This is a genomic window from Aeromonas sp. PS2Canimalfood6 (assembly GCF_048276795.1).
In the GTDB taxonomy this organism is placed as follows: Bacteria; Pseudomonadota; Gammaproteobacteria; order Enterobacterales; family Aeromonadaceae; genus Aeromonas; species Aeromonas caviae.
This window is the reverse complement of sequence record NZ_JBLUXC010000011.1, coordinates 81,186-100,429: the sequence shown is the minus strand read 5'-3', so window position 1 is coordinate 100,429 and position 19,244 is coordinate 81,186. Positions and strand designations below refer to the sequence as shown.

General features: G+C 62.5%; 17 protein-coding genes. 6 read left to right on the top strand and 11 right to left on the bottom strand.

The genetic code is table 11. The features are described 5' to 3' along the window. A partial coding sequence (locus ACNPAA_RS07225) for a zinc ribbon domain-containing protein (protein WP_139127878.1) occupies positions 1 to 239 on the top strand: 239 nt, incomplete at its 5' end. A 16-nt stretch (positions 240 to 255) separates the two neighbouring features. Further along, positions 256 to 675 (top strand): hypothetical protein, encoded by a 420-nt coding sequence (locus ACNPAA_RS07220; RefSeq protein WP_227262768.1) that lies wholly within the window; start codon positions 256 to 258, stop codon positions 673 to 675. Between the two features lie 72 nt (positions 676 to 747). Here ACNPAA_RS07220 and ACNPAA_RS07215 read toward each other — a convergent pair whose 3' ends face one another. From ACNPAA_RS07215 to cmoM, 9 genes are all read right to left on the bottom strand, one after another. Next, the gene (locus ACNPAA_RS07215) at positions 748 to 1,239 is read right to left on the bottom strand and encodes a SixA phosphatase family protein (protein WP_052816250.1); all 492 of its coding nucleotides are present in this window, start codon (positions 1,237 to 1,239) and stop codon (positions 748 to 750) included. 342 nt (positions 1,240 to 1,581) lie between these two features. Next, on the bottom strand, positions 1,582 to 1,890 hold the full coding sequence (locus ACNPAA_RS07210; RefSeq protein WP_042879252.1) for a putative quinol monooxygenase: 309 nt from the start codon (positions 1,888 to 1,890) through the stop codon (positions 1,582 to 1,584). Positions 1,891 to 2,155: 265 nt separating this feature from the next. Then, complete coding sequence (locus ACNPAA_RS07205) at positions 2,156 to 2,641, bottom strand: GNAT family N-acetyltransferase (protein ID WP_151027443.1); 486 nt, start codon at positions 2,639 to 2,641, stop codon at positions 2,156 to 2,158. A gap of 16 nt (positions 2,642 to 2,657) precedes the next feature. Continuing rightward, the gene (locus tag ACNPAA_RS07200) at positions 2,658 to 3,131 is read right to left on the bottom strand and encodes a cupin domain-containing protein (RefSeq protein WP_052816254.1); all 474 of its coding nucleotides are present in this window, start codon (positions 3,129 to 3,131) and stop codon (positions 2,658 to 2,660) included. 288 nt (positions 3,132 to 3,419) lie between these two features. Further along, positions 3,420 to 3,806 carry a septal ring lytic transglycosylase RlpA family protein gene (locus ACNPAA_RS07195; protein WP_052816256.1) on the bottom strand — a complete coding sequence of 129 codons (387 nt, stop codon included), beginning with the start codon at positions 3,804 to 3,806 and terminating at the stop codon, positions 3,420 to 3,422. A 150-nt stretch (positions 3,807 to 3,956) separates the two neighbouring features. Further along, positions 3,957 to 8,384, bottom strand: coding sequence for a chromosome partition protein MukB (gene mukB / locus ACNPAA_RS07190; protein ID WP_417891665.1), 4,428 nt, complete (start codon positions 8,382 to 8,384; stop codon positions 3,957 to 3,959). Positions 8,385 to 8,429: 45 nt separating this feature from the next. Next, positions 8,430 to 9,167, bottom strand: coding sequence for a chromosome partition protein MukE (gene mukE / locus ACNPAA_RS07185; RefSeq protein ID WP_029314572.1), 738 nt, complete (start codon positions 9,165 to 9,167; stop codon positions 8,430 to 8,432). After that, the gene (gene mukF, locus ACNPAA_RS07180; RefSeq protein ID WP_042863922.1) at positions 9,148 to 10,467 is read right to left on the bottom strand and encodes a chromosome partition protein MukF; all 1,320 of its coding nucleotides are present in this window, start codon (positions 10,465 to 10,467) and stop codon (positions 9,148 to 9,150) included. Before mukF ends, mukE begins: the two co-directional genes overlap by 20 nt. A 114-nt stretch (positions 10,468 to 10,581) precedes the next feature. Beyond that, positions 10,582 to 11,358 (bottom strand): tRNA uridine 5-oxyacetic acid(34) methyltransferase CmoM, encoded by a 777-nt coding sequence (gene cmoM / locus ACNPAA_RS07175; protein ID WP_010674849.1) that lies wholly within the window; start codon positions 11,356 to 11,358, stop codon positions 10,582 to 10,584. 128 nt (positions 11,359 to 11,486) lie between these two features. Here cmoM and elyC point away from each other — a divergent pair, with 128 nt between their 5' ends. From elyC to ACNPAA_RS07155, 4 genes are all read left to right on the top strand, one after another. Beyond that, positions 11,487 to 12,272, top strand: a complete 786-nt coding sequence (gene elyC, locus ACNPAA_RS07170; protein ID WP_417891664.1) for an envelope biogenesis factor ElyC — start codon at positions 11,487 to 11,489, stop codon at positions 12,270 to 12,272. Positions 12,273 to 12,407: 135 nt separating this feature from the next. Next, a complete protein-coding gene (gene tpiA, locus ACNPAA_RS07165; RefSeq protein ID WP_029314576.1) occupies positions 12,408 to 13,163 on the top strand; it encodes a triose-phosphate isomerase in 756 nt (251 codons plus the stop codon). 143 nt (positions 13,164 to 13,306) lie between these two features. After that, a complete protein-coding gene (pfkA, locus tag ACNPAA_RS07160; protein ID WP_010674852.1) occupies positions 13,307 to 14,278 on the top strand; it encodes a 6-phosphofructokinase in 972 nt (323 codons plus the stop codon). 1,285 nt (positions 14,279 to 15,563) lie between these two features. Then, positions 15,564 to 16,820: an amidohydrolase gene (locus ACNPAA_RS07155; RefSeq protein WP_113978494.1), complete on the top strand. Its 1,257-nt coding sequence runs from the start codon at positions 15,564 to 15,566 to the stop codon at positions 16,818 to 16,820. Between the two features lie 71 nt (positions 16,821 to 16,891). Here ACNPAA_RS07155 and yjjG read toward each other — a convergent pair whose 3' ends face one another. Together yjjG and ACNPAA_RS07145 are read right to left on the bottom strand one after the other, a co-directional pair. Then, positions 16,892 to 17,572, bottom strand: coding sequence for a pyrimidine 5'-nucleotidase (yjjG, locus tag ACNPAA_RS07150; RefSeq protein ID WP_010674855.1), 681 nt, complete (start codon positions 17,570 to 17,572; stop codon positions 16,892 to 16,894). Between the two features lie 33 nt (positions 17,573 to 17,605). Then, positions 17,606 to 19,090, bottom strand: a complete 1,485-nt coding sequence (locus ACNPAA_RS07145) for a M17 family metallopeptidase (RefSeq protein WP_160837398.1) — start codon at positions 19,088 to 19,090, stop codon at positions 17,606 to 17,608. Positions 19,091 to 19,244 lie beyond the last annotated feature (154 nt).

Genomic DNA, 19,244 nt, shown 5'->3' with positions numbered 1-19,244 from the left:
TAAACCCGGCCTACACGAGCCAGCAGTGCGCCTGTTGTGGGCATACTGCGAAGGATAACCGCCAGACGCAAAGCCAGTTTAAATGCGCTGCGTGTGGTTATGAGGCGAACGCCGATGTGAACGGCGCTCGCAATATTTTAGCGGCGGGACACGCCGTTTTAGCCTGTGGAGGCGTGGTGCAATCAGGCCGCCCGATGAAGCAGGAACCCGGTACTGCGCGAGCAGCTATCACCCAGTAATGGGAATCCCCCTCCTGTGACGCGAAGCGCTAAGGTGGGGGAGGATGTCAACAACCACAAATACGCCGAACAGCTGGAACGCTCCGGCTGCACCCAGGTGACCGAAGCCCAGGGCTGCGATATTCACAAGAGCAAGGCCGAGAACGCCGCCGCCGGATTTGGCGCCGCCCCCGCAGCGGCCAGCGCCAGCCCCTACGCCGGCAACGGGGTCGCCACCTTCCCCGAGACGGGCGCCACGGTCGCGAACATCCGCATCGATGACAAGGATCAGGTGTGGGTCAACGACAAGCAGGTCAGTACCAGGAAATCCGACGGCGCCCTGGTGTTCAAGGAGGGCATGGTCATCTACACCATCCAGGGGGATCGCCGCCTCAAGGGAGAAGATGGCTGGGTCGACAACGATGCGGGCACCAAGGGGCCCATCGCGGCCAAATGACCCCGTCACCATCACGACAAGGGGAGCCGCGGCTCCCCTTGTCGTTTCTGCATGCCTGCAACCGACGCCCCCCTACCTCTTCTTCGGGAAGTCCAGCACGGCCACCACCGGCGAGCAGGACGGGAGCGCCGACCAGGAGGGGGCGTCGAAGATGAAGCGGGCGACGGCACAGGTCGGCATGCGAGTGATACCGGAGGAAAAGCCATGAGCCAGGTCGGTGAAGGCAGGATCATGACCCACCAGCAGTACGCAGGCGAGATCATCTGAAAGCGCCCCCACCACCCCGAGAAGGGTCCCGGCATCGCTCTCGTAGAGGCCCTCGTCGATGACGATGCGGTCCGGGGAATAACCCAGCTCCCCGGCAAGCAGCCGGGCGGTCGTCAGGGCCCGGCAGGCGGGGCTCGAGAGGATGAGATCGGGCTTCACCCCAAGGTGCGCCAGACGAGCCCCCATCAGGGGCGCATCGCGCAGCCCGCGCGCAGCCAGCGGACGAGCGCGGTCAGACAAAGACGCGTCTTCCCAGCTCGACTTGCCATGGCGTACCAGGATCAGGGTTCTTCTCATGACGCACTCCCTGGTTGATCAGGGCCACAGGCGGCCCCTCAGACAGCCCCCCGTTTGCCAGCATGAAGGGGCAGGAGCACCATGGTCAGCAGCACACCTTCTACCCCCCAGCCTACCTGTTCCCAGTGTACTGTCTCCCCGGTCAGCATGCCGGTGAGCAGCACAGTGGCGCAGATGAGGGTCCAGCCGGTCAGGTGGAGGAAGGACTCCCCCGGTAGCAGCGCTTGATCAGGATGGGGTTCAGGGCCATGGCCACACAGCCGAGCAGGTAGATGCGATTGCCGGGAGCGAGGCTGAAGGCAAAAAGCCCGATGAGGGGACCATCGGGCTCTGCGGCAAGGATCAGGGGCTCACTTCTTCCATGAAGACAAGCCGAAGGGGTTCGGCCAGCAGTTCGTCCGCCTGGCGAGCGAAAGCCTGGAAATACGCGGTCTCACAGTGGGCATCCAGGGCGGCCTGACTCACGAAGGCTTCCCGCATGTAGAAGGTGCCGGGTTCATCCTTCAACTCGAACAGCACGTAATCGAGGTTGCCCGGCTCCTGGCGAGTGGGGTCAATCAAGGTAAGCAGGGCATCGCGAAGGCGCTCTCCCATGCCGTCACGGGCCTTGAGCACTGCGATCGATACCAGTTTGTCTGTCTCTTTTTTCATCCAGTTTTCTCCGTTGTACATCGTCAACACGCCAGAGAGTGCAACCTGGACAGCGATTTATACTGCCGGATGCTCCCCCATCAGACGTTGCCCAGTGTAGGCAGGACGGTGGGGGCCATATAGGGGGGCAGAATGAACACTGTGTTCAACGGGGTGGATAACCACGCCGTGCACGGAGGAACAAACGAGCGGGAGGGATCATGGCGCAAAGGGTGGCAACGGGACCCGCCAGGAGGCGGCACGGCTTGCGGCCCCCTGGTCCAGGCTAAGGGCCTGCAGACCAGCGCTCAACGTCAAGGCAATAGGTGGTGAAAGGGTGTTCGCCCAGGCGCGTTTTCCTCACCCAGATGGCCCGTCTGGCGAGGGACAGATAAGGCGGGCGGGTATCCAGCAAGTGAAAGAGTATCGTCCGATGGCCAAGCTCCCTCGCCCACCCCATCATCTCGTTGAAAATCGCCACGCCGCTTCCCCAGCCGGCCTTGGCGAGCACGATGGCAAGCTCCACCCCCTCGTCATCGGGCTGGATACCGCACCACCCCGCCAGGGTGCCGTCGAGGAAGATGGCGCGCACGCGGCAACCTGGCCGGGCGTCAATTCCCAGCTTGTACGCCATCCAGTCGCGCACCCCGGCCACATCGAAAAGCGGGTGAGGGATCAGGTGCTTTCGCAGCGTCTCGTCGTTGAGCAGCGGCAGAAAATCCTCTGCCCTGACAGCAGAAAAGGGGCTGAACACCATGGAGGTCTCTCTCATTGCCCGAAGAGGCACCCTAGTAGGGGGTGCCATCCTTGTGTCTGGCTGACCAGGCGCCATCGGCACCCTGTACCAGGGCCAGATCGTCGTCGGGATAGTCGACGGTGTCCCCTGGCAGCCTGTCCCCCACCTCGAGATAGACGGCGTCCACCTCACCGTGGTTGAGCAACTGGTGGGCCAGGCCGCTGCCCCCCTTGAAGCCGATGCACTCCCCCGGCGACATCCGGTACTCCTCCTCCCCGTGGCGCAGGGTGGGATTGCCCGAGAGCACATAGACGAACTCGTCCTGCAGGCCGTGATGGTGCTTGAGCGCCGAGATGGCCCCCGGTGCCAGGGTCGTCAGGTTGACCCCGAAATTGGCAAGGCCGAAATGATCCCCCAGCCTGCGCCGGGTGCGGTGCTTGACCAGGGAGGCAAAGGGCTCCGGATAGAGGGACTTTGCCTTGTGCTCGGGGATGGCCGTTGCCTGAATGGCACGCTTGTCAGCCATGTTCTGATCCTCCCAGTGAATGACGTCTCTCTTTATAGCCTGCGCCTTAGCGGCGAAACATGGGCAGGGGGTTGAAAGGGTGTCTCACACACCATGCCATGCCCGGTTGCCGCCAGATGGCAAAGACACCCTGTTTTTCGTTTGGCTATCTTAATGGCACACCGGAAAATGGGAAGTCGCGTTGGCGACCTCACCAATGGAATGAAGAAGATGGCCCGCGATCACCGGGAAATGCCCTCTTCCAGCGGCCCGGGTATGGAGGGGCACCGGCACATGCAGACCCGGTGACTAGAGCACCTCAATCCTGACCTTGATAAGCCCGGATCGGGGATTGCCGATGGCGCTGAACGCCGCCCTGGAGAGATCGATGATGCGCCCGCGGGGGAAATTGCCCCTGTCGTTGACCCGCACCACCACGCTCTTGTCGTTGGCGAGGTTGGTGACCCTCACCAGGGCGCCAAAGGGCAGTGTCATGTGGGCGGCGGTGTTGGCGTGGCGCTGGTAAGGCTCCCCGCTGGCGGTGCGCTTGTTGTGGTAGCGATCGGCGTAATAGGAGGCAAGCCCCGTCTGGGTATAGCCTCGCCAGTTGCCCGCACTGCCTGCATCAGGGTGGCTGCTGCAGGCGGCCAGCAGCAGGCACAGAGAGGCCAGCAGCCCTTTTTGTCGCGTCGTCATGCGTTGCTTCCTCGATGGGACAGAGCGACCAGCATCGCCAGTCAGGCTTCCGTTAACAGGGGCCTACTCTCTCACATTTCCCATGGAAAACGGGAGGCCCAAGCCTCCCGTTTTGCGTATCGCTCCGTCAGCCCCTGTCAGGGGAAGATGTCAGGCGATGAGCTTGTCGTCGGCGAAGCCAAAGCCGCGCAGCCCCACTACATGCACATGCTCGTGCTTGCCCTGCACCTTGCGGATGAGCTTGTAGGTGGTGCCCTTCTCGGGGCTGATGTTCTCCGGCGCCGCGATGAGGAGCTGCATATCCTGGCGCTCGCACAGCTCGAACAGGGTGGCGATGGATTTGCCATCAAGCCGCGCCGCTTCGTCCAGGAACAAGAGGCGGCAGGGAGCGATGTCCTTGCCGCGCAGACGGCGGGACTCCTCCTCCCAGCTGATGAGCACCATCAAGAGGATGGCCTGACCGGTGCCGATCGCCTCGCCGGTGGAGAGGGCGCCGCTCTCGGCACGCAGCCAGCCGTCGGCCCCGCGCTGCACCTCGATCTCCAGCTCCAGGTAGTTGCGATAGTCGAGCAGCACGTCCCCCATCACCTGATAGTTGCGCTCTCCCTGCTCCACCTGCGGGTTCAGGCGCTGGAAGAGCTTGGCCATGGCCTCGGAGAAGCTGAGCTCCTTGTCGGCGAAAAGATCGTTGTGCATGGCGCTCTGATCGGCGAGCGCGGTCAGGAGGCGAGTGTGGGCCTCGCGGATATTGACGTTGAGACGCACCCCGCGCACCAGACCGAAGGCAATGTTCTGCAGGCCCTGGTTCAATACCCGGATGCGGTTCTGCTCCCGGCGGATGATGTTGGTGATCTTGGCCGCCACCTCGTGGGAGGAGAGGGACAGATGGGTTTCCCGCTGCTTGAGCTCGTCGGCGAGGCGCGCCAGCTCGATCTCCATCTCCTCGATGGCTTCCACCGGATCGTCCGAGCGGATGATGTCGTTGCGGATGCGATCTTTCAGGTAACGGTAGACCTGCACATAGAAGGCGACCTTCTGCTCGGTGCTGCGGTTGCCTTCCGACAGACGCAGCGCATCGCGCAGGGCCTCGTCGTGGGCCACCGCCACCCGCAGGGCGCCGAGGGCCTTGTCCGACATGGAGCGCAGCTCGTCGCTGTCAAGATAAGCCAGCTCGCGCTTGTTCAGACGCTTCTCGACGTCGGTCTCCCGTGCCAGACGCACCACCCGCGACCAGCTCGCCTTGTGACCCACCAGGGATTTGCGGGCGCTGTAGTAATCCTTGCCTTCGAGCTTGAGACGACCGCCAAGGGATTCGATTTCGCGCTTGCACACCTGCAACTGGGCCTCGGCGCTGGTGCGGCGGGTCCGGGTGCGGATAAGCAGCTCTTCAATCTCTTTCTTGTGGGCACGGGCCTTCTCTTCCATGTCATCCGACAGGGTCAGCCCCATGGCCGCCAGCTCCTGCTCGAACTCCGCCAGGGTCTGCCCCTTGGCCGAGGCGCTGGAATCGAGCGCCGTGCGCAGTTGCAGCGCCTCGGTGTGGCGCTGGGTGATCTGCTTGTGCTGCTCACCGGCGGTGCGGGCGGCAAGCTCCGCCGCCTTGAGCTTCTCTTTGAGTCGCTCGCTCATCTCGGAGGCCTTGCCCAGCAGGTCTTGCGCATCCTGATAGGCAAAGTGCGGCAGACGGGCCACCAGCTGATCGAGGGCGTAGCAGCGGCGCTTCTGCTCGGCCAGCAGGTCGCTCACCTCGTCAAAGGCCGCCTGCAGGGCCGCCAGATCCTGGGGATCCTGGCGCAGCACCTGCACCATGGTTTCCAGTTTTTCCAGCGCCTTGCCGTGTTTGGCGATAAAGGCTTCGGCTGTTTTAAGCGCCTCCACGTCGGCGTGAGCCGCCTCGAGGCGGGCCGCCAGGTCTGCCTCGGCAAACAGGTGGGCAAAGGGCAGCATCCCCTGCACCAGCTGGATATGGCGGGTCAGCTGGGCGGCGGCGGCTTTGGCATCACTCAGCTGCTTGTCGCACTCGGCGATGGTTTCTTGCAGCTTGCGCTGCTCGTGCTGCTTGGCCTGCACCTCGGCTTCGGGGTCCGGGCGGAAGGCGATATCCAGATGCTGGCCGATAAAGTCGCGGAAGTGGCCGTAGAGACGGTGGTACTTCTGCTGCTCGAAGGCGGCCTTGGCGTAGCCCTCGATGAGGTTTTCCCGCTCAAGATCGAGCTGCTCGATCCGTTTTTCCCGGGCGGCGCGGCCAAACAGCGGCAGCTCGGGGTAGCGGGAGAAGCGCACCTGACGCTTGCTGGTGCGCACCAGCACGGCGTCCCCCAGCTCGTCCGCTTCCACCAGATCCTCGTCAAAGGAGTCGGGGTTGCCCTGAATGAGGTAGATATCTTCCGGGCAATCTTCCAGCTTTTTCAGCCGCTCGATGGCGCCTTCGAGGTCGAGCACCACCAGGGCGCTGCGAGCCGGGCCGTAGAGCGCGGAGTAGTAAGGGGCATCATCGATGGAGATGTCGTCATAGACGTCCGAGAGCAGCACGCCCCCCACCTGCTCGGCGATGCGGGCAAGACGGGGATCCGCCTCGCCGGCACCCAGCTGCAGGTTGCGAATTTGCATCTCCAGCGCCTGTTTCTGGCCCTGAATGCGGTTGCTCTCCTGCTCGAACTCCCGCTCCTTGTCGAGCACGCTCTGCATGCCGGAAGAGAGTTCTTCGGCGGTGGCCAAGGCCAAGCCACTCTGCTCGCGCAGTTGCTCGAGCTTTTCAAAGGATTTGAGCCAGCGCGGGGCCAGCTTGGTCAGTTCCGCGATATCGCGGCCCAGCTGAGTGCCCTGATGCTCGAGGCTGGCGCGGCGCTGATTGGCCTCTGCCTGCTGCTCGGAGAGCTCCTCCTGGCGGGTGCGCTGGGCTTCGAGGAAGATCTCCAGCTCGTCCTGGCTGGCAATGTGCTGACCAGACGCCTGGGCCAGCTCGTCTCGCAGCCGCAAGAGGGTCTTCTGGCTTTCGCTCTCTTTCTCGAGGCGAGCCAGGGCGGCGCGCAGACCCTGCCCCTGGGCAATGCGGGCCTTGTCCTCGATGTGGCGCTTGAGCAGCCCCTGCGCGGTGGGCCAGGCGGCCTCGCGCACTGTCTCGGGGGCGATGCTGAGCAGCAGCGCCAGCGCCGCTTCGTGTTCGGCCACCGCCGCCTTGGCCAGCGCCAACTGCTGCTCGGCCCCCAGCACCCGGCTGGTCAAGCTCTGCTCGGCTGCGCGGAACTGGTGCAGGGTGTCGCTCGCCTGCGCAGGCTCGAGCCCCGGCAGCTCGCACTGCTCGCGGGCAGCATCGAGGGCCTGCACCGCCTGACGGTACTGGATGGCGCGGGTCTGCTGGATATCGAGCGCCTGCTGGTAGTCGGCGAGCTGGGTCTTGAGGCTGTCCACCTCTGCCTGGGCCAGCTCCTTGCGCTCTTCCACTTCCAGCAACTGGCCGTGGATCTCTTCCACCACCGCCTGCTGCTGCTCCAGCTTGTCGTTGAGCTCCGCCAGATCGGCGCGATAGAGGGCAATCTTCTTTTGCAGCGCCACGGCCGCCATCACCTTGGCCAGGTGCTCGGCGGCAGACTCCAGCTCGTCGGTCAGGAGCTTCTCGCGGTTGGTGAGCTGATCCACCTCATCCGCCAGATAGATGGCGCGCTGCTTCTCCTCGGCCAGCAGGCGGCGTTTGCCGGCGAGCTCAGAGCGTGCCTTGAGGGCCAGCTCGGAGAGGCGGCTCTTCTCGGCGGCGCCCCGCACATACTCCGCGGCCACATAGTGGGTGGTCTCGGTGATGAGGTTCTTGAAGAGATCCCGCTGACCCTGGGTCTCCTTGATGGCTTCCAGGGTGCGGCGGTTCTCGTAGATGGCCGCCTCCATGTCCTGGAACGCCTTGCGCACCCCGGAGTTCTCCGGCAGCAGGTATTCCCGCAGGGAGCGGCTGATGGACGAGGAGATGCCGCCGTAGAGGGAGGCCTCGATCAGGCGATAGAACTTGCCGCGATCCTTCTGATCACGCAGCTTCTTCGGGGTGATGCCGAACTCGAACATGAAGTTGTGATAGTCGGTCACCGTATTGAACTTGGCGACCTTGATGGCGCCGAGCTCCGCTGCCGCCCCCTTCAGATCGGCGAAGGCACGTACCCGCCCCTTGCCGTCGTCGAGCTTCTCCAGCAGCAGATCCGTGGGCGCCAGGTGTTCGGGCACATCCACCAGGGCGAACGGAGTGATGTTGACCTTGTTGTCACGGTTGGCCACCTGTTCGAGGTGCACACCGACCCAGATCCGCTGCTCACGGCTGTTCATCACTTCCAGCAGCGAATAACAGTGGCCGCGCTGCAGCTTGCCGTAGAGCCCCTTGTCGCGGGACGCGCTGGAGGAGCCCGCCTCCGTGGTGTTACGGAAGTGAAGCAGTGACTGGTCGGGAATGAGGGCCGCGATAAAGGCCGCCATGGTGGTGGACTTGCCCGCGCCGTTGCCGCCGGACAGGGTCGTGACCAGCTGGTCGAGATCGAAGGTGCGGGCGAAGAAGCCGTTCCAGTTGACCATGGTCAGGGATTTGAATTTGCCTCTCACGCCACACTCTCCATCAAACCGGCACACACCATCAGTGCCGGCACATTAACGTTGCAGATCATCTTCCACCTCCAGCTCCAGCTGCTCTTCGTCCAGATCCTCTTCAATATCCTCGAACAGGGAATCGCTGCTCGGCATCTCGTCGTCGTGGAAAATGGCCTCCCCTTCCTGGATCATCCGCAGTTGCACAGCGCGGGGATCCTCGTCGGAGCGCACATCGGCGGCGAAGCGGAACACGGACTCGTTGACCCGGAATTTGTCGCTGTTGCCAAGGGGGGTGATCATCCCGAGGCGCTTGAGGCGACGCATGGAGGTGCGGATCTTCTCGAGGAGCTTCTTCTTGTCCAGATCCGTGCCGCCGGAGCGGCTGTTGACCATGCGCAGCAGTTGCTTCTCGTCCGCCAGACTCAGCACCTCTTCTTGCAGCTCGCCCATGGCGAACACCCCTTCAGAGGCGAGCCTGTCCGGGCTCAGGAACAGGTAGCAGAGCACCTTGCCCACCAGCATATCGAGCTCAGATAACACTGTTGTTCCGATGTCGGCGCTCGGGCGCGGACGCAGGTAGAAGAAGCCTTCCGGCGCCTTGATGAGTTCCACCTGATAGCGGCCGTAGAAGATCTCCAGCTCCTGGTGGTACTCCACCAGGGCCGAGTGCTGCTCGAATTCGTCGGCACTGATGTGGCGACCGGAGCGCAGGGCGGTGTCGATGCGCGGAAACAAGGGGTTGGCGATGGCCTCTGCGAGGCGCAGGGGCAAGGGGAATTCAGTATTGATCGATGACATAGGCCTGAACCTTGGATCCAGCTTGGTTGATGGGTTTCCATGCGGGTTGGCGGTGGTGTTCGCGCTCACCGCTGGCATGGCCGAGACGCACGGCCTGATCGATCAGGAGGCGCGCCACGTCGAAGTGGGCATGAGCCGGGTAGTCCAGCAGGTATTCCCGCAGCACGTCGGCAAGATCCAGCCGATCTCCCTGCTCCGGGTAGCGGGCCAGGTAGCGCTCGATGCGCTCCGCCAGCTCCTGGTTGATGTCCACCATCTCCACGTACTCCATCTCGAGGGGCACCTCGCCGGTCACCTCCTCATCGTGGATGGCGATGGTTTCATCCCGCAGCTCCAGCAAACGGGGCTCTTCGGCCACCCGCAACAACCAGCTGTGCTGCTCGAAGTTGCGGATGGATTCCCGCAGCCGCTGGCTGAAGGCGCGGTTCTTGTCCATGTCGATGGCGTTGCGGATGAACTTGTGGACGTGCCTGTCATAACGGGACCAGAGCTCGATGCACTGCTGGCCCCAGGCGGTGATGACATCCAGACGCCCCTGCAGGGCGTGGGTCAGCTCCTCGACGTGGAACAGATCCTCACGCCCCTGGGCCGCTTCCTGAATGTTGAGCAGCCCCGCCTGCAGGCGGTGGCCGGCGGCGTCCAGGGTGTCCTGCAACTCGCGCAGGGTCTGGCCGGTCTCGTGCAGGAGCTTCTCGCAGCTGTGGATGGCATCGACCCAGTTCTGGGTCAGCAGGGCCGCGATCTCGCTCTTGACCTGGTTTTGCTGCTCGTCCATGGCGCGCTGGGTGAGATCGATGCGCCCGAGCGTCTCTTCCAGGGAGAAGGAGAGGCGCGGCAGCACCTCGGCGTCCCACTGCTCCCGGGTGTTGGTCTCGAGCGCCGCCTTGCGGGCGGTGTCGAGCTCGGCCGCCAGGTGCTCGAGCAGGATGGAGAGCTTGATGGAGTCCACCTGGCGCTGATCCATGAAGAAATCGACGATGCTCATGCCAAGGCGCGACAGGCGGTAGAGGCTCTCCCCCGCCACCATGTCGGTGGTGAAACGCGACAGCAGTTGCTGGCGAATGAGATCGTTGATGGCGTTGTTGGCGCGACCGGTGAGGGTCTCGTCCATCTGGCCGAAGGCACTGCTGACATAGCCAAAGGCATCGTGCAGCGCGGCCTCCGAGAGATCAGACTCGTCCTCGGAGAGCGTCTTGATCGCTATCAGAAAGGCCAGCCTGTCGGTGGGGAGGTTCAGCGCCAACCCCTCCTGTCTGACCCATCCCACCGTCTCTGGCAGGGTACGGGATGTACTCATCATGACGTTATCATCTCGTTGTTATAGTCGGCAGGTCTTTGCCCGCCGTGGTGATATAGGCCGGGGTCGGTGGCGCCCCGGCGGCTGGATCCCGCATCGTATTCACGCCGGTGTGTCTCAACCGGCCGGTTTCTGGGCCATCACATGGATGTAGCGCCCCAGGGAAACAAAGGGCTCCTGGCGGCAATATTGCTGCTCCATGGCCAGCAGGTCCTCGAACTTCTCGACCTGATCCTGCTTGTGGCGCATGTAGTCGTGGATGACGCGTACCCCGGTCTTGCCGATGATCCGCAATCCCCCCCGGCCTATCCAGTCATAGACCTGCTCTGGCAACTGGGGATTGGTGGGAGTCAGGGCTGTCTGGCGTTTCTTGCGAAGGCCCAGGCGCACATAGTCGAAATTGCCCACCACCAGGCTCTGGAACAGGAGACCGTGACGATTGTAAAAAAGCAGCGACAGTATGCCCCCTGCCTTGACGAAAGGGAACAGACCCAGCAAGGTCTGGCGCGGCTCGGCGAGCCACTCCAGTACCGCGTGACAGAGCACCAGATCGAAGGTGCCGGTCACGTGTTGCTTGAGCTCCTGAATGGGGCAATGGATGAGACGAATTCTGTCTTCCAACCCCTTCTGGGCGATCTGCTCCCGGGCCAGATCCAGCATTTCTGCCGACAAATCGCACAGCTCCACCTGATGGCCCATGGCCGCCAGTTTCTGGGCGAAGTAGCCAAAGCCGCCGCCGGCATCCAGGATGCGCAGCGGCCGGTTGCCCAGGCGCGCCAGGCAGGCTTCGATGTCACTCCAGACAATGGTGGTGCGAATGCGCCCCTTGGTGGAGTCGTAAATGTTGCGAGCGAACTTGTCCGCGCGCCCGTCAAAACTCTGATCTTGCTTCAAGACACACTCATCTTCGACCGCCCCGCCATGAGGGCCGCAGGAGGAACCACACAGGATTGGGCCACAGGAAAAAAGAGGGGTATTCTGTCACATCCCGAATTTGCTGAAAACTCAAGGACGTGTCTGTCGTGTTCGAGCTCAACTTCTTTGTCATCAAGAAATGGCTGGGCCATCTGTTGATGCCGCTCCCCTTCTCTCTCTCCTTGTTGGTGCTGGCGCTCGTGCTGCTCTGGTTCACCCGCTTTCAAAAAAGCGGCAGGCTGCTGGCGACCCTCTCCTTGGTGATCATCGCCCTGATGGGGACGCGGCCGGTGAGCTACGAGCTGGCCCGCAGCCTGGAGCAGACCTATCCCCCCTTCGAGGTGAGCCTGCATCCTGACATCCAGGCCATCGTCGTGCTGGGCAACGGTCATGTGAGCGATCCGGCCATCCCAGAGCGCGCCTGGCAAAACAACATCTCCCTGGCGCGCACCCTGGAAGGGGTTCGCCTGGCCCTGGCCTATCCAGAGGCCGAGCTGGTTTTCTCCGGCGCCGTGGCCGGGGATCCCCTGTCGAACGCCGAGGTCAACGCCCGCATGGCGGCCAGCCTTGGCATCCCGCGTGCGCGCATGACGTTGTTTGAAAACAACAAAGACACCCATGACGAGGCGGTCAGCATCGCCGCCCACCTCAACGGCAAGCGGGTGGCGCTGGTGAGTTCGGCCACCCACCTGCCCCGGGCCATGGCCCTCTATCGCAGTCAGGGACTCGATGCGGTGCCGGCTCCCACCGATTACACCGCCAAGCAGAGTCAGGAGCTGCAACCCCTCTACAGCTACCTCCCCAAGGGGCGTTATCTGATGTATTCCGAGGCTGCCATTCACGAGTGGATTGGGGTATGGTGGGCCCGTTTGCGTGGGCAGGTCACCGAGTGAGCAATCGCGCCTTGCATTCCTGATTTGGATCAGGAAAGCGAAAAAAAATTACGTCATTTGCCGCCGGGTCAGCTATCTTGGGCTCGGTTCAATTCATATAATGTTGCGCAATCAAATGCCTAGGAGATATAGAAGATGAGACAGCACCTGGTAATGGGTAACTGGAAACTGAACGGCACCAAGGCTTCTGTAGAAGCCCTGATCAAAGGACTGACCCCGGCCGCTGCCGCTCATCCTTCCGTGCAAGTGGCCGTCTGCCCGCCGGTTATCTTTTTGGGTCTGGTTGAACAGCTGACCGCCGGCAGCAAGATCGCCTACGGTGCCCAGAACGCCGACGTTCACGAGTCCGGCGCCTTCACCGGCGAAAACGCCCCCTCCATGCTCAAAGCCTTCGGCTGCACCTACTCCCTGGTCGGTCACAGCGAGCGTCGTACCCTGCACGCAGAGACCGACGATGTGGTGGCTGCCAAGTACGAAGCCATCCAAAAGGGCGGCCTGATCCCCGTGCTGTGCATCGGTGAAACCCTGGCCCAGTTCGAAGCCGGTACCACCAACCAAGTGGTCGAGACCCAGCTCAAGGCCGTGATCGATCGCTGCGGCATCGCCTCCTTCGAGAACGCCGTCATCGCTTACGAGCCGGTATGGGCCATCGGCACTGGCAAGACCGCCACCCCGGAGATCGCACAATCCGTGCATGCTCACATCCGTCAATACCTGGCCGGTTTTGATGCAGCCGTGGCTGCCAAGGTACAGATCCTGTACGGCGGCTCCGTGACTGGCGCCACCGCTGCCGACCTGTTCGGCCAGCCGGACATCGACGGTGGCCTGGTGGGTGGCGCGTCCCTGAAAGTGGACGACTTCTCCCAGATCATCGCTGGCGCCGCCAAGTAAGCGCCAAGCAAAGAGGGGCCCCGCCCCTCTTTGCATATCGCTTTCCTATGGACCCTCTCGCCATAGGAAAGCCGATATAGTAAAAGCGGCCAGCCGTATTATTCAGAATCTTGATTTTCGACAACTCAGATCCAGAGGCACTCATGACCAAACAAATCAAACGTATTGGTGTTTTGACCAGTGGTGGTGACGCACCGGGTATGAACGCAGCCATCCGCGCCGTGGTGCGCGCCGGTCTGCATCATGGCCTGGAAGTTTACGGCATCTATGATGGCTACCTCGGTCTGCACCAGGACCGTATCGTCAAGCTCGAGCGTCACAGCGTCTCAGACGTCGTGAACCGTGGCGGTACATTCCTCGGCTCCGCCCGTTTCCCCGCCTTCAAGGATCCGAAAGTCCGTGCCGAAGCGGTCGAAAACCTGAAGAAACACGGCATCGACGCCCTGGTGGTCATCGGCGGTGACGGCTCCTACATGGGTGCCAAGAAGCTGACCGAAGAGGGCTTCCCCTGCATCGGCCTGCCGGGCACCATCGACAACGACATCGCCGGTACCGACTTCACCATCGGCTTTGACACCGCCCTGAACGTGGTCGTGGACGCCATCGACCGCCTGCGCGACACCTGCAGCTCCCACCACCGCATCTCCGTGGTCGAGATCATGGGCCGCCACTGCGGCGATCTGGCCATGTCTGCCGCCGTTGCCGGTGGTGCCGAATACGTGATCGTGCCGGAAGTGGCCTTCGACAAGGAGAAGCTGCTGCAACAGATCAAGGAAGGGGAAGCCAAGGGCAAGAAGCACGCCATCATCACCATCTGCGAGCACGTCACCGACGTCAACGCCCTGGCGAAAGACATCGAGGCCATGACCGGCCGCGAAACCCGCGCCACCATCCTGGGTCACATCCAGCGTGGCGGTTCTCCTACTGCCCGTGACCGTATCATGTCCAGCCGCATGGGTGCCTTCGCCGTCGAGCAACTGCTGGCAGGCCAGGGTGGCCGCTGCGTCGGCATTCAGGGCAACGAGATGGTGCACCACGACATCATCGACTGCATCGAGAACCTGAAGCGCCCGTTCAACCAGGAGCTGTACGATCTCTCCACCACCCTGTTCTAAGGGCTGTGGTCTGACAAAAAACCCTCCTCTGGAGGGTTTTTTTATGCGGGCTCCTCACCCCCTACTCCCCCTGCGGGGGCCCGACTATCCACTGGCCACTATCGCCATCTCTTACCCCTAGCCCGGCGGCCCTGAGCCTCTGACCCCACGACCTTCTCCTTTACTTCTTTCCCCCGCTTTTCTGCTTGCTCACCTTGTTCGCGACGGGTCTGGATAAAGGCCTTGGTACCGCAGAGCCACGGCCCTGCGCCAGGCCTCCCCTGCCCTTCATCCCATCACACTGGCGCCATATAGCCACCCGGGTGGGCCGACGATCTCTCCCGCTTCCCCTGCGCGCGGGCCCAGTGGCTCGTCCCCCCAAGAAAACAGCGAAAAACGGGGCTTCCGGCCACCCAAGGCCCCATGAAGATCGCCCCCCCATTTTCCCGCCTTCCCCCCTTTCCTTCCATGCTCCTTTGACGGCCCTTTTGTCGTTTTTTCGTACTCTTTTTGCTCCCATCCTGTTTGGGATGAGCAGAAAATTGAGACTTCATCGGATAACCCTGGCTGGCAACAGCCTTGCAGACTGAGGTTAGGGCACAAGTCGTGAGAAAACATGACATGGGATGACAAAACCTGGCTATCGGCCACCAACTTCCCTATGACGACATCAATTGGCACATCCCGCAGGCCATTTTGCTGCCGAAAAATGGAAATCACCACAAAGACCCCAATCGAAACCATCAAGAAGAGAGTCATAAAAACAACATAACTCAATGAATTTAAAGACTTTATATGCCTCCACTTTCACTAGCATCACCATAAAACCCTTCTCAGGACAAAAAACGCCCTTAAACTTGGGAAAATGCGGCCATATTTCACCACCAAACCATTTTTGCCTCATAATTACATTTTTCGTTGTTTTATCGTTCTGTTGTGGTATCTTGGTTCCATCATGAGCCAACCAAGGGAGATAAAATCATGAAAGAGTTCGTAGTTACCGCCGTTTTCACCGTGTTTTTCACTCTGGTTGCCGTCTCCATGCCGTCGCTGGCACAGCTCTAAGTCGGTCAATCAGCCTTCTGCCACCTCTGCACCAGAGGGGTGGTTCAAAAAACAGACTGCAACATGGGTTTTTGACGCGCTCTGGCAAAGGATGATGCCAAGCCATCATTGAGTGCGATCTGCGCACACAAAACGACCTCGTCGACATCCATGCCATCTTTCAAGGGGAGCCCGGGCTCCCCTTGTCGCATCTCCCCCTGCCCGTCACAATGGCCGCTGGATTTGCCACGCAGGAACCACCATGACTCAGGATGCCTTGCGCCACTGGCGCCGCGACCTTCATCGTCACCCCGAAGCCGCCTGGTGTGAATTTCGCACCACCACCCTCATCGCCCAACACCTCAGTGAACTCGGTTTCTCCATCATGCTGGGGGATCAACTGCTCGCCAGCACCCTCATCATGGGACGGGAAATAGACGTCGAGGCCCAGAAGGCCCGTGCCCTGCACCAGGGGGCGCATCCGGAGTGGCTGACGCGGATCGACGCACTCACCGGCGTGATGGGACTCTGGGAGAGCGGGCGCCCCGGCCCCACCCTGGCGTTTCGCTTCGATATCGATGCGGTGGAGGTCGAAGAGAGCCAGGAGGCGTCACACCTGCCCGGCCAGGGAGGCTGGCACTCCGCCAACCCGGGCTGGATGCACGCCTGTGCCCACGATGGCCACACCGCCATCGGGCTGGTGCTGGCCGAGCGGATCGCGGCCCTCGCCGATCGCCTCACTGGCCGCATCAAGCTCTTCTTCCAGCCGGCTGAAGAGGGCTGCCGAGGCGGCAAGGCGCTCGCGGCAGGGGGGCAGCTCGACGACGTGGACGCTCTGCTGGCACTGCACATCGGCATTCACGCGAGCAGCGGTGAGCTGGTGGTCAACCCCACCGAGTTTCTCTGTTCAACCAAATTCGACGTGGAGTTCATGGGGCAAGCCGCCCATGCGGGGCTCGAGCCCAACGCGGGCCACAATGCCCTGGCAGCGGCCTGCATGGCCACCACCGCCATGCTCGGCATTCCCCGCCATCGGGACGGCATGACCCGCATCAACGTGGGGCAGCTCAACGGCGGCAGTGGACGCAACGTCATCCCGGGCCATGCCCGCCTGATGGGGGAGACCCGTGGCGCGACGCCGGCCCTCAACGACTACATGTTCAATCAGGTGCAGCAGATTGTGGAGGGGGCGGCCCTGATGCAGGGCGCGACCTACCACATTCGCAAACAGGGGGAAGCGATCGGCATCGAGAACAGCCCAGCCCTCATCGAGGAAATCGTGCCTCTCGCACAGGGGATCTCCCTTGATACCATCCACACCCGCCGCTTCGGGGCCAGCGAGGATGCCGGTTTCCTCATCGAGCGGGTACAGCAGCACGGCGGCGAGGCCGCCTATCTCATCCTGGGAGCCAACCTCGCGGCCCCCCACCATCATCCGGAGTTCGACTTCGACGAAGCCGTGCTGGCCCCCGGAGTGGCCTTGCTGGAGGCCTGGCTGCTCGCCCGCCTCGGCCGCTAGCAGACGCCGGATGCAAACAAGGCAGCCCATGGGCTGCCTTGTTTTTTTACACCCTTGCGGGCATAGGGGACCTACTCTCCCAGCACGATCGCGCAGAGATGGGCGAAGTGGTGGATTTCGTGGGTCGCCTCGCACGGACCTGTCTCCCGTCCCGGGTTGTACCAGCAGGTGGCAAGCCCCTGGGCGGCGGCACCGGCGATGTCGGTCTTGGGATTGTCCCCCACCATCAACACCCGCGCCGGGCTCGGCTGACCCATCTGCGCCAGGGCATGCTGGAAGATGGCCGCCGCCGGCTTGGTCACCTGCACCTCGTCAGAGATAACGAGAGGCTCAAACCAGCTGTTCCAGCCCAGTTTGTCGAGGCGCCCGCGCTGGGGCAGGCTGAAGCCGTTGGTGATGATCCCCATTCTGACCTTGCTCTTCAGGGCCTGCAGGGTCTCCTCCACCCCCTCCAGCGGCACGCTCAGGGCGATGATCTGCTGCAGGAAGGTCTCGTTCATCGCCATGGGCGCCACGTTGACCTGCTCGGCAAAGAGCGAAAAACGGGTCTGCTGCAGGTGGGTGGCGTCAATCTCCCCTGAGTTGTACTGCTGCCAGAGCCGCTGGTTGAGGGCATGGTACTCCGCCATCTTGGGGGGAGTCGGCGCCACGCCGTAGATCTGCAGGGTCCGCTCCAGCGCCCTGGCGACCGGAAAATCGAGCAGGGTTTCGTCCAGATCGAACAGCACCCAGTCATAACTTGCTTGTTTCACGCTTGTCCTTATTGATTGTGCTTGGCCACGTTGTCATGCGTCGGGCGCACCCATCCCCAGAGGGCTGTCGAGCAGGGTCAGGGTCAGCCTGACACCAAAGCCGGTTACCTCGCTGCCCACCACGCCATTGCCCCCCTTGTTGCGAAAACCACTCAGGTCGAGGTGCAACCAGGGAAGCTCGGCGGGCACGAAGCGCGTGAGAAAACGGGCGGCATCGATGTGATCCGGGGAGGCGCCCGGCGCGCACTGTAACAGATCGGCCCACTCGCTATCGAGGTTGTCATCGTAATCCTCGTCCAGGGGGAAGGGCCAGACTCGCTCCCCGCTCTGCTGTCCCAGCGCTATCAGCGTGGTGAGCCACTCGGGGCGGTTGGTGAAGGCGCCGCTGTAACGGCTGCCGAGCGCCCGTTTGCAGGCGCCGGTCAGGGTGGCGTAGTCGATCAGCAAGTCGGGTTTGTCCCCGGCCGCCAGGGTCAGGGCATCCGCCAGCACCATGCGACCCTCGGCATCGGTGTCCACCACTTCGATGGTGGTGCCGTTCAGCGCAGTCACCACCTCACCGGGCCGGAAGGCCTGCGGGCCGATGTGGTTCTCAGCGATGGCGAGCCAGCAGTGCACCTCAATGGGGAGTTTCGCCCGGCTGATGGCCAGCAGTGTGCCAAGGGCCACCGCGCTGCCCCCCATGTCCAGGTGCATGCCATACATGCTGCCACCGACTTTCAGGTTGTAGCCACCGGAGTCGTGGCAGATCCCCTTGCCCACCAGCGCGACGCGGCGCACCGGGTTGGCCGGACAGTAACTGAGCCTGACGATGGCGGCCTGACCGTCCGCCGAACCACGGGCCACCGCCAGGAAGGCGCCAGCCCCCTTCTGTGCCAGGGTCGTCTCATCAAACTCCTGCCACTGCCACCCCTCCTGCTGCGCCAGCTCCCGGGCATAGGCCCGGTAATGACGGGCATTGAGCTCGGACGCTGGCAGCACCGCCAGGTGGCGAGCCAGACCATTGCCTTCGGTTTCTGCGCTCAGGCGGGCCATGTCCAGCTCGCAAGGGGGGGAAAGTTGCAACTGCTGATAACCCGGTCTTGTCGCCTCACTTCGTTTCTGGGTCGGCAGGGTCACATCGGCGGCGAGCAGGCAGGCGAGGACCACCCTTGCCAGTTGCGCGCGATGCTCATCGTCAAAGCCCTCCAGATGGAGCGCCAGGTGCGTCGCCTTGAGGCCCGCCAGCGAGCCCACCCAGCTGCGCACCTGCTTGTAGAGCCGATGATCCAGGACCGGGCGAGCATCCATGAAGATCACCCGTTGCAGCCCCTGACTGTCGTCAAGGGAATAGGGGGCCTTCTGACCCAGGGCTATCTGGGTTGCCACGGCGGCAAAGGGAGGCGTCGCCAGCAGGGTATCGCGCGCTGAGTCGGCAATGAGCAGGAGTTTGACGGCAGCCGACCCTGCCATTACTTCGGCGAGGGAGGTGTTCTGCATCGTGATTTGGGGAGAAGAATAGCTAAAAGGGGTCATCACAGGGTGCGGCCTCATCCATGAACAGAAAGCAGGATGATACCGAACAAATGGCGAGAGGGATCGGAAAAACACACATTATTGTGTGCAAGCAACAGATGCTGGAGGTAATCAGAGAGGTAATGCAGAAGAAAATCAGTCAGAAGTTGGTTGCGGG

What these genes read in the sequence shown, in the direction of transcription:
- mukE (WP_029314572.1), bottom strand. Translation starts at nt 9,167, where the DNA reads ATGTCATCGATCAATACTGAATTCCCCTTGCCCCTGCGCCTCGCAGAG.
- ACNPAA_RS07205 (WP_151027443.1), bottom strand. Translation starts at nt 2,641, where the DNA reads ATGAGAGAGACCTCCATGGTGTTCAGCCCCTTTTCTGCTGTCAGGGCA.
- mukF (WP_042863922.1), bottom strand. Translation starts at nt 10,467, where the DNA reads ATGATGAGTACATCCCGTACCCTGCCAGAGACGGTGGGATGGGTCAGA.
- ACNPAA_RS07215 (WP_052816250.1), bottom strand. Translation starts at nt 1,239, where the DNA reads ATGAGAAGAACCCTGATCCTGGTACGCCATGGCAAGTCGAGCTGGGAA.
- ACNPAA_RS07200 (WP_052816254.1), bottom strand. Translation starts at nt 3,131, where the DNA reads ATGGCTGACAAGCGTGCCATTCAGGCAACGGCCATCCCCGAGCACAAG.
- ACNPAA_RS07195 (WP_052816256.1), bottom strand. Translation starts at nt 3,806, where the DNA reads ATGACGACGCGACAAAAAGGGCTGCTGGCCTCTCTGTGCCTGCTGCTG.
- ACNPAA_RS07210 (WP_042879252.1), bottom strand. Translation starts at nt 1,890, where the DNA reads ATGAAAAAAGAGACAGACAAACTGGTATCGATCGCAGTGCTCAAGGCC.
- ACNPAA_RS07155 (WP_113978494.1), top strand. Translation starts at nt 15,564, where the DNA reads ATGACTCAGGATGCCTTGCGCCACTGGCGCCGCGACCTTCATCGTCAC.
- tpiA (WP_029314576.1), top strand. Translation starts at nt 12,408, where the DNA reads ATGAGACAGCACCTGGTAATGGGTAACTGGAAACTGAACGGCACCAAG.
- pfkA (WP_010674852.1), top strand. Translation starts at nt 13,307, where the DNA reads ATGACCAAACAAATCAAACGTATTGGTGTTTTGACCAGTGGTGGTGAC.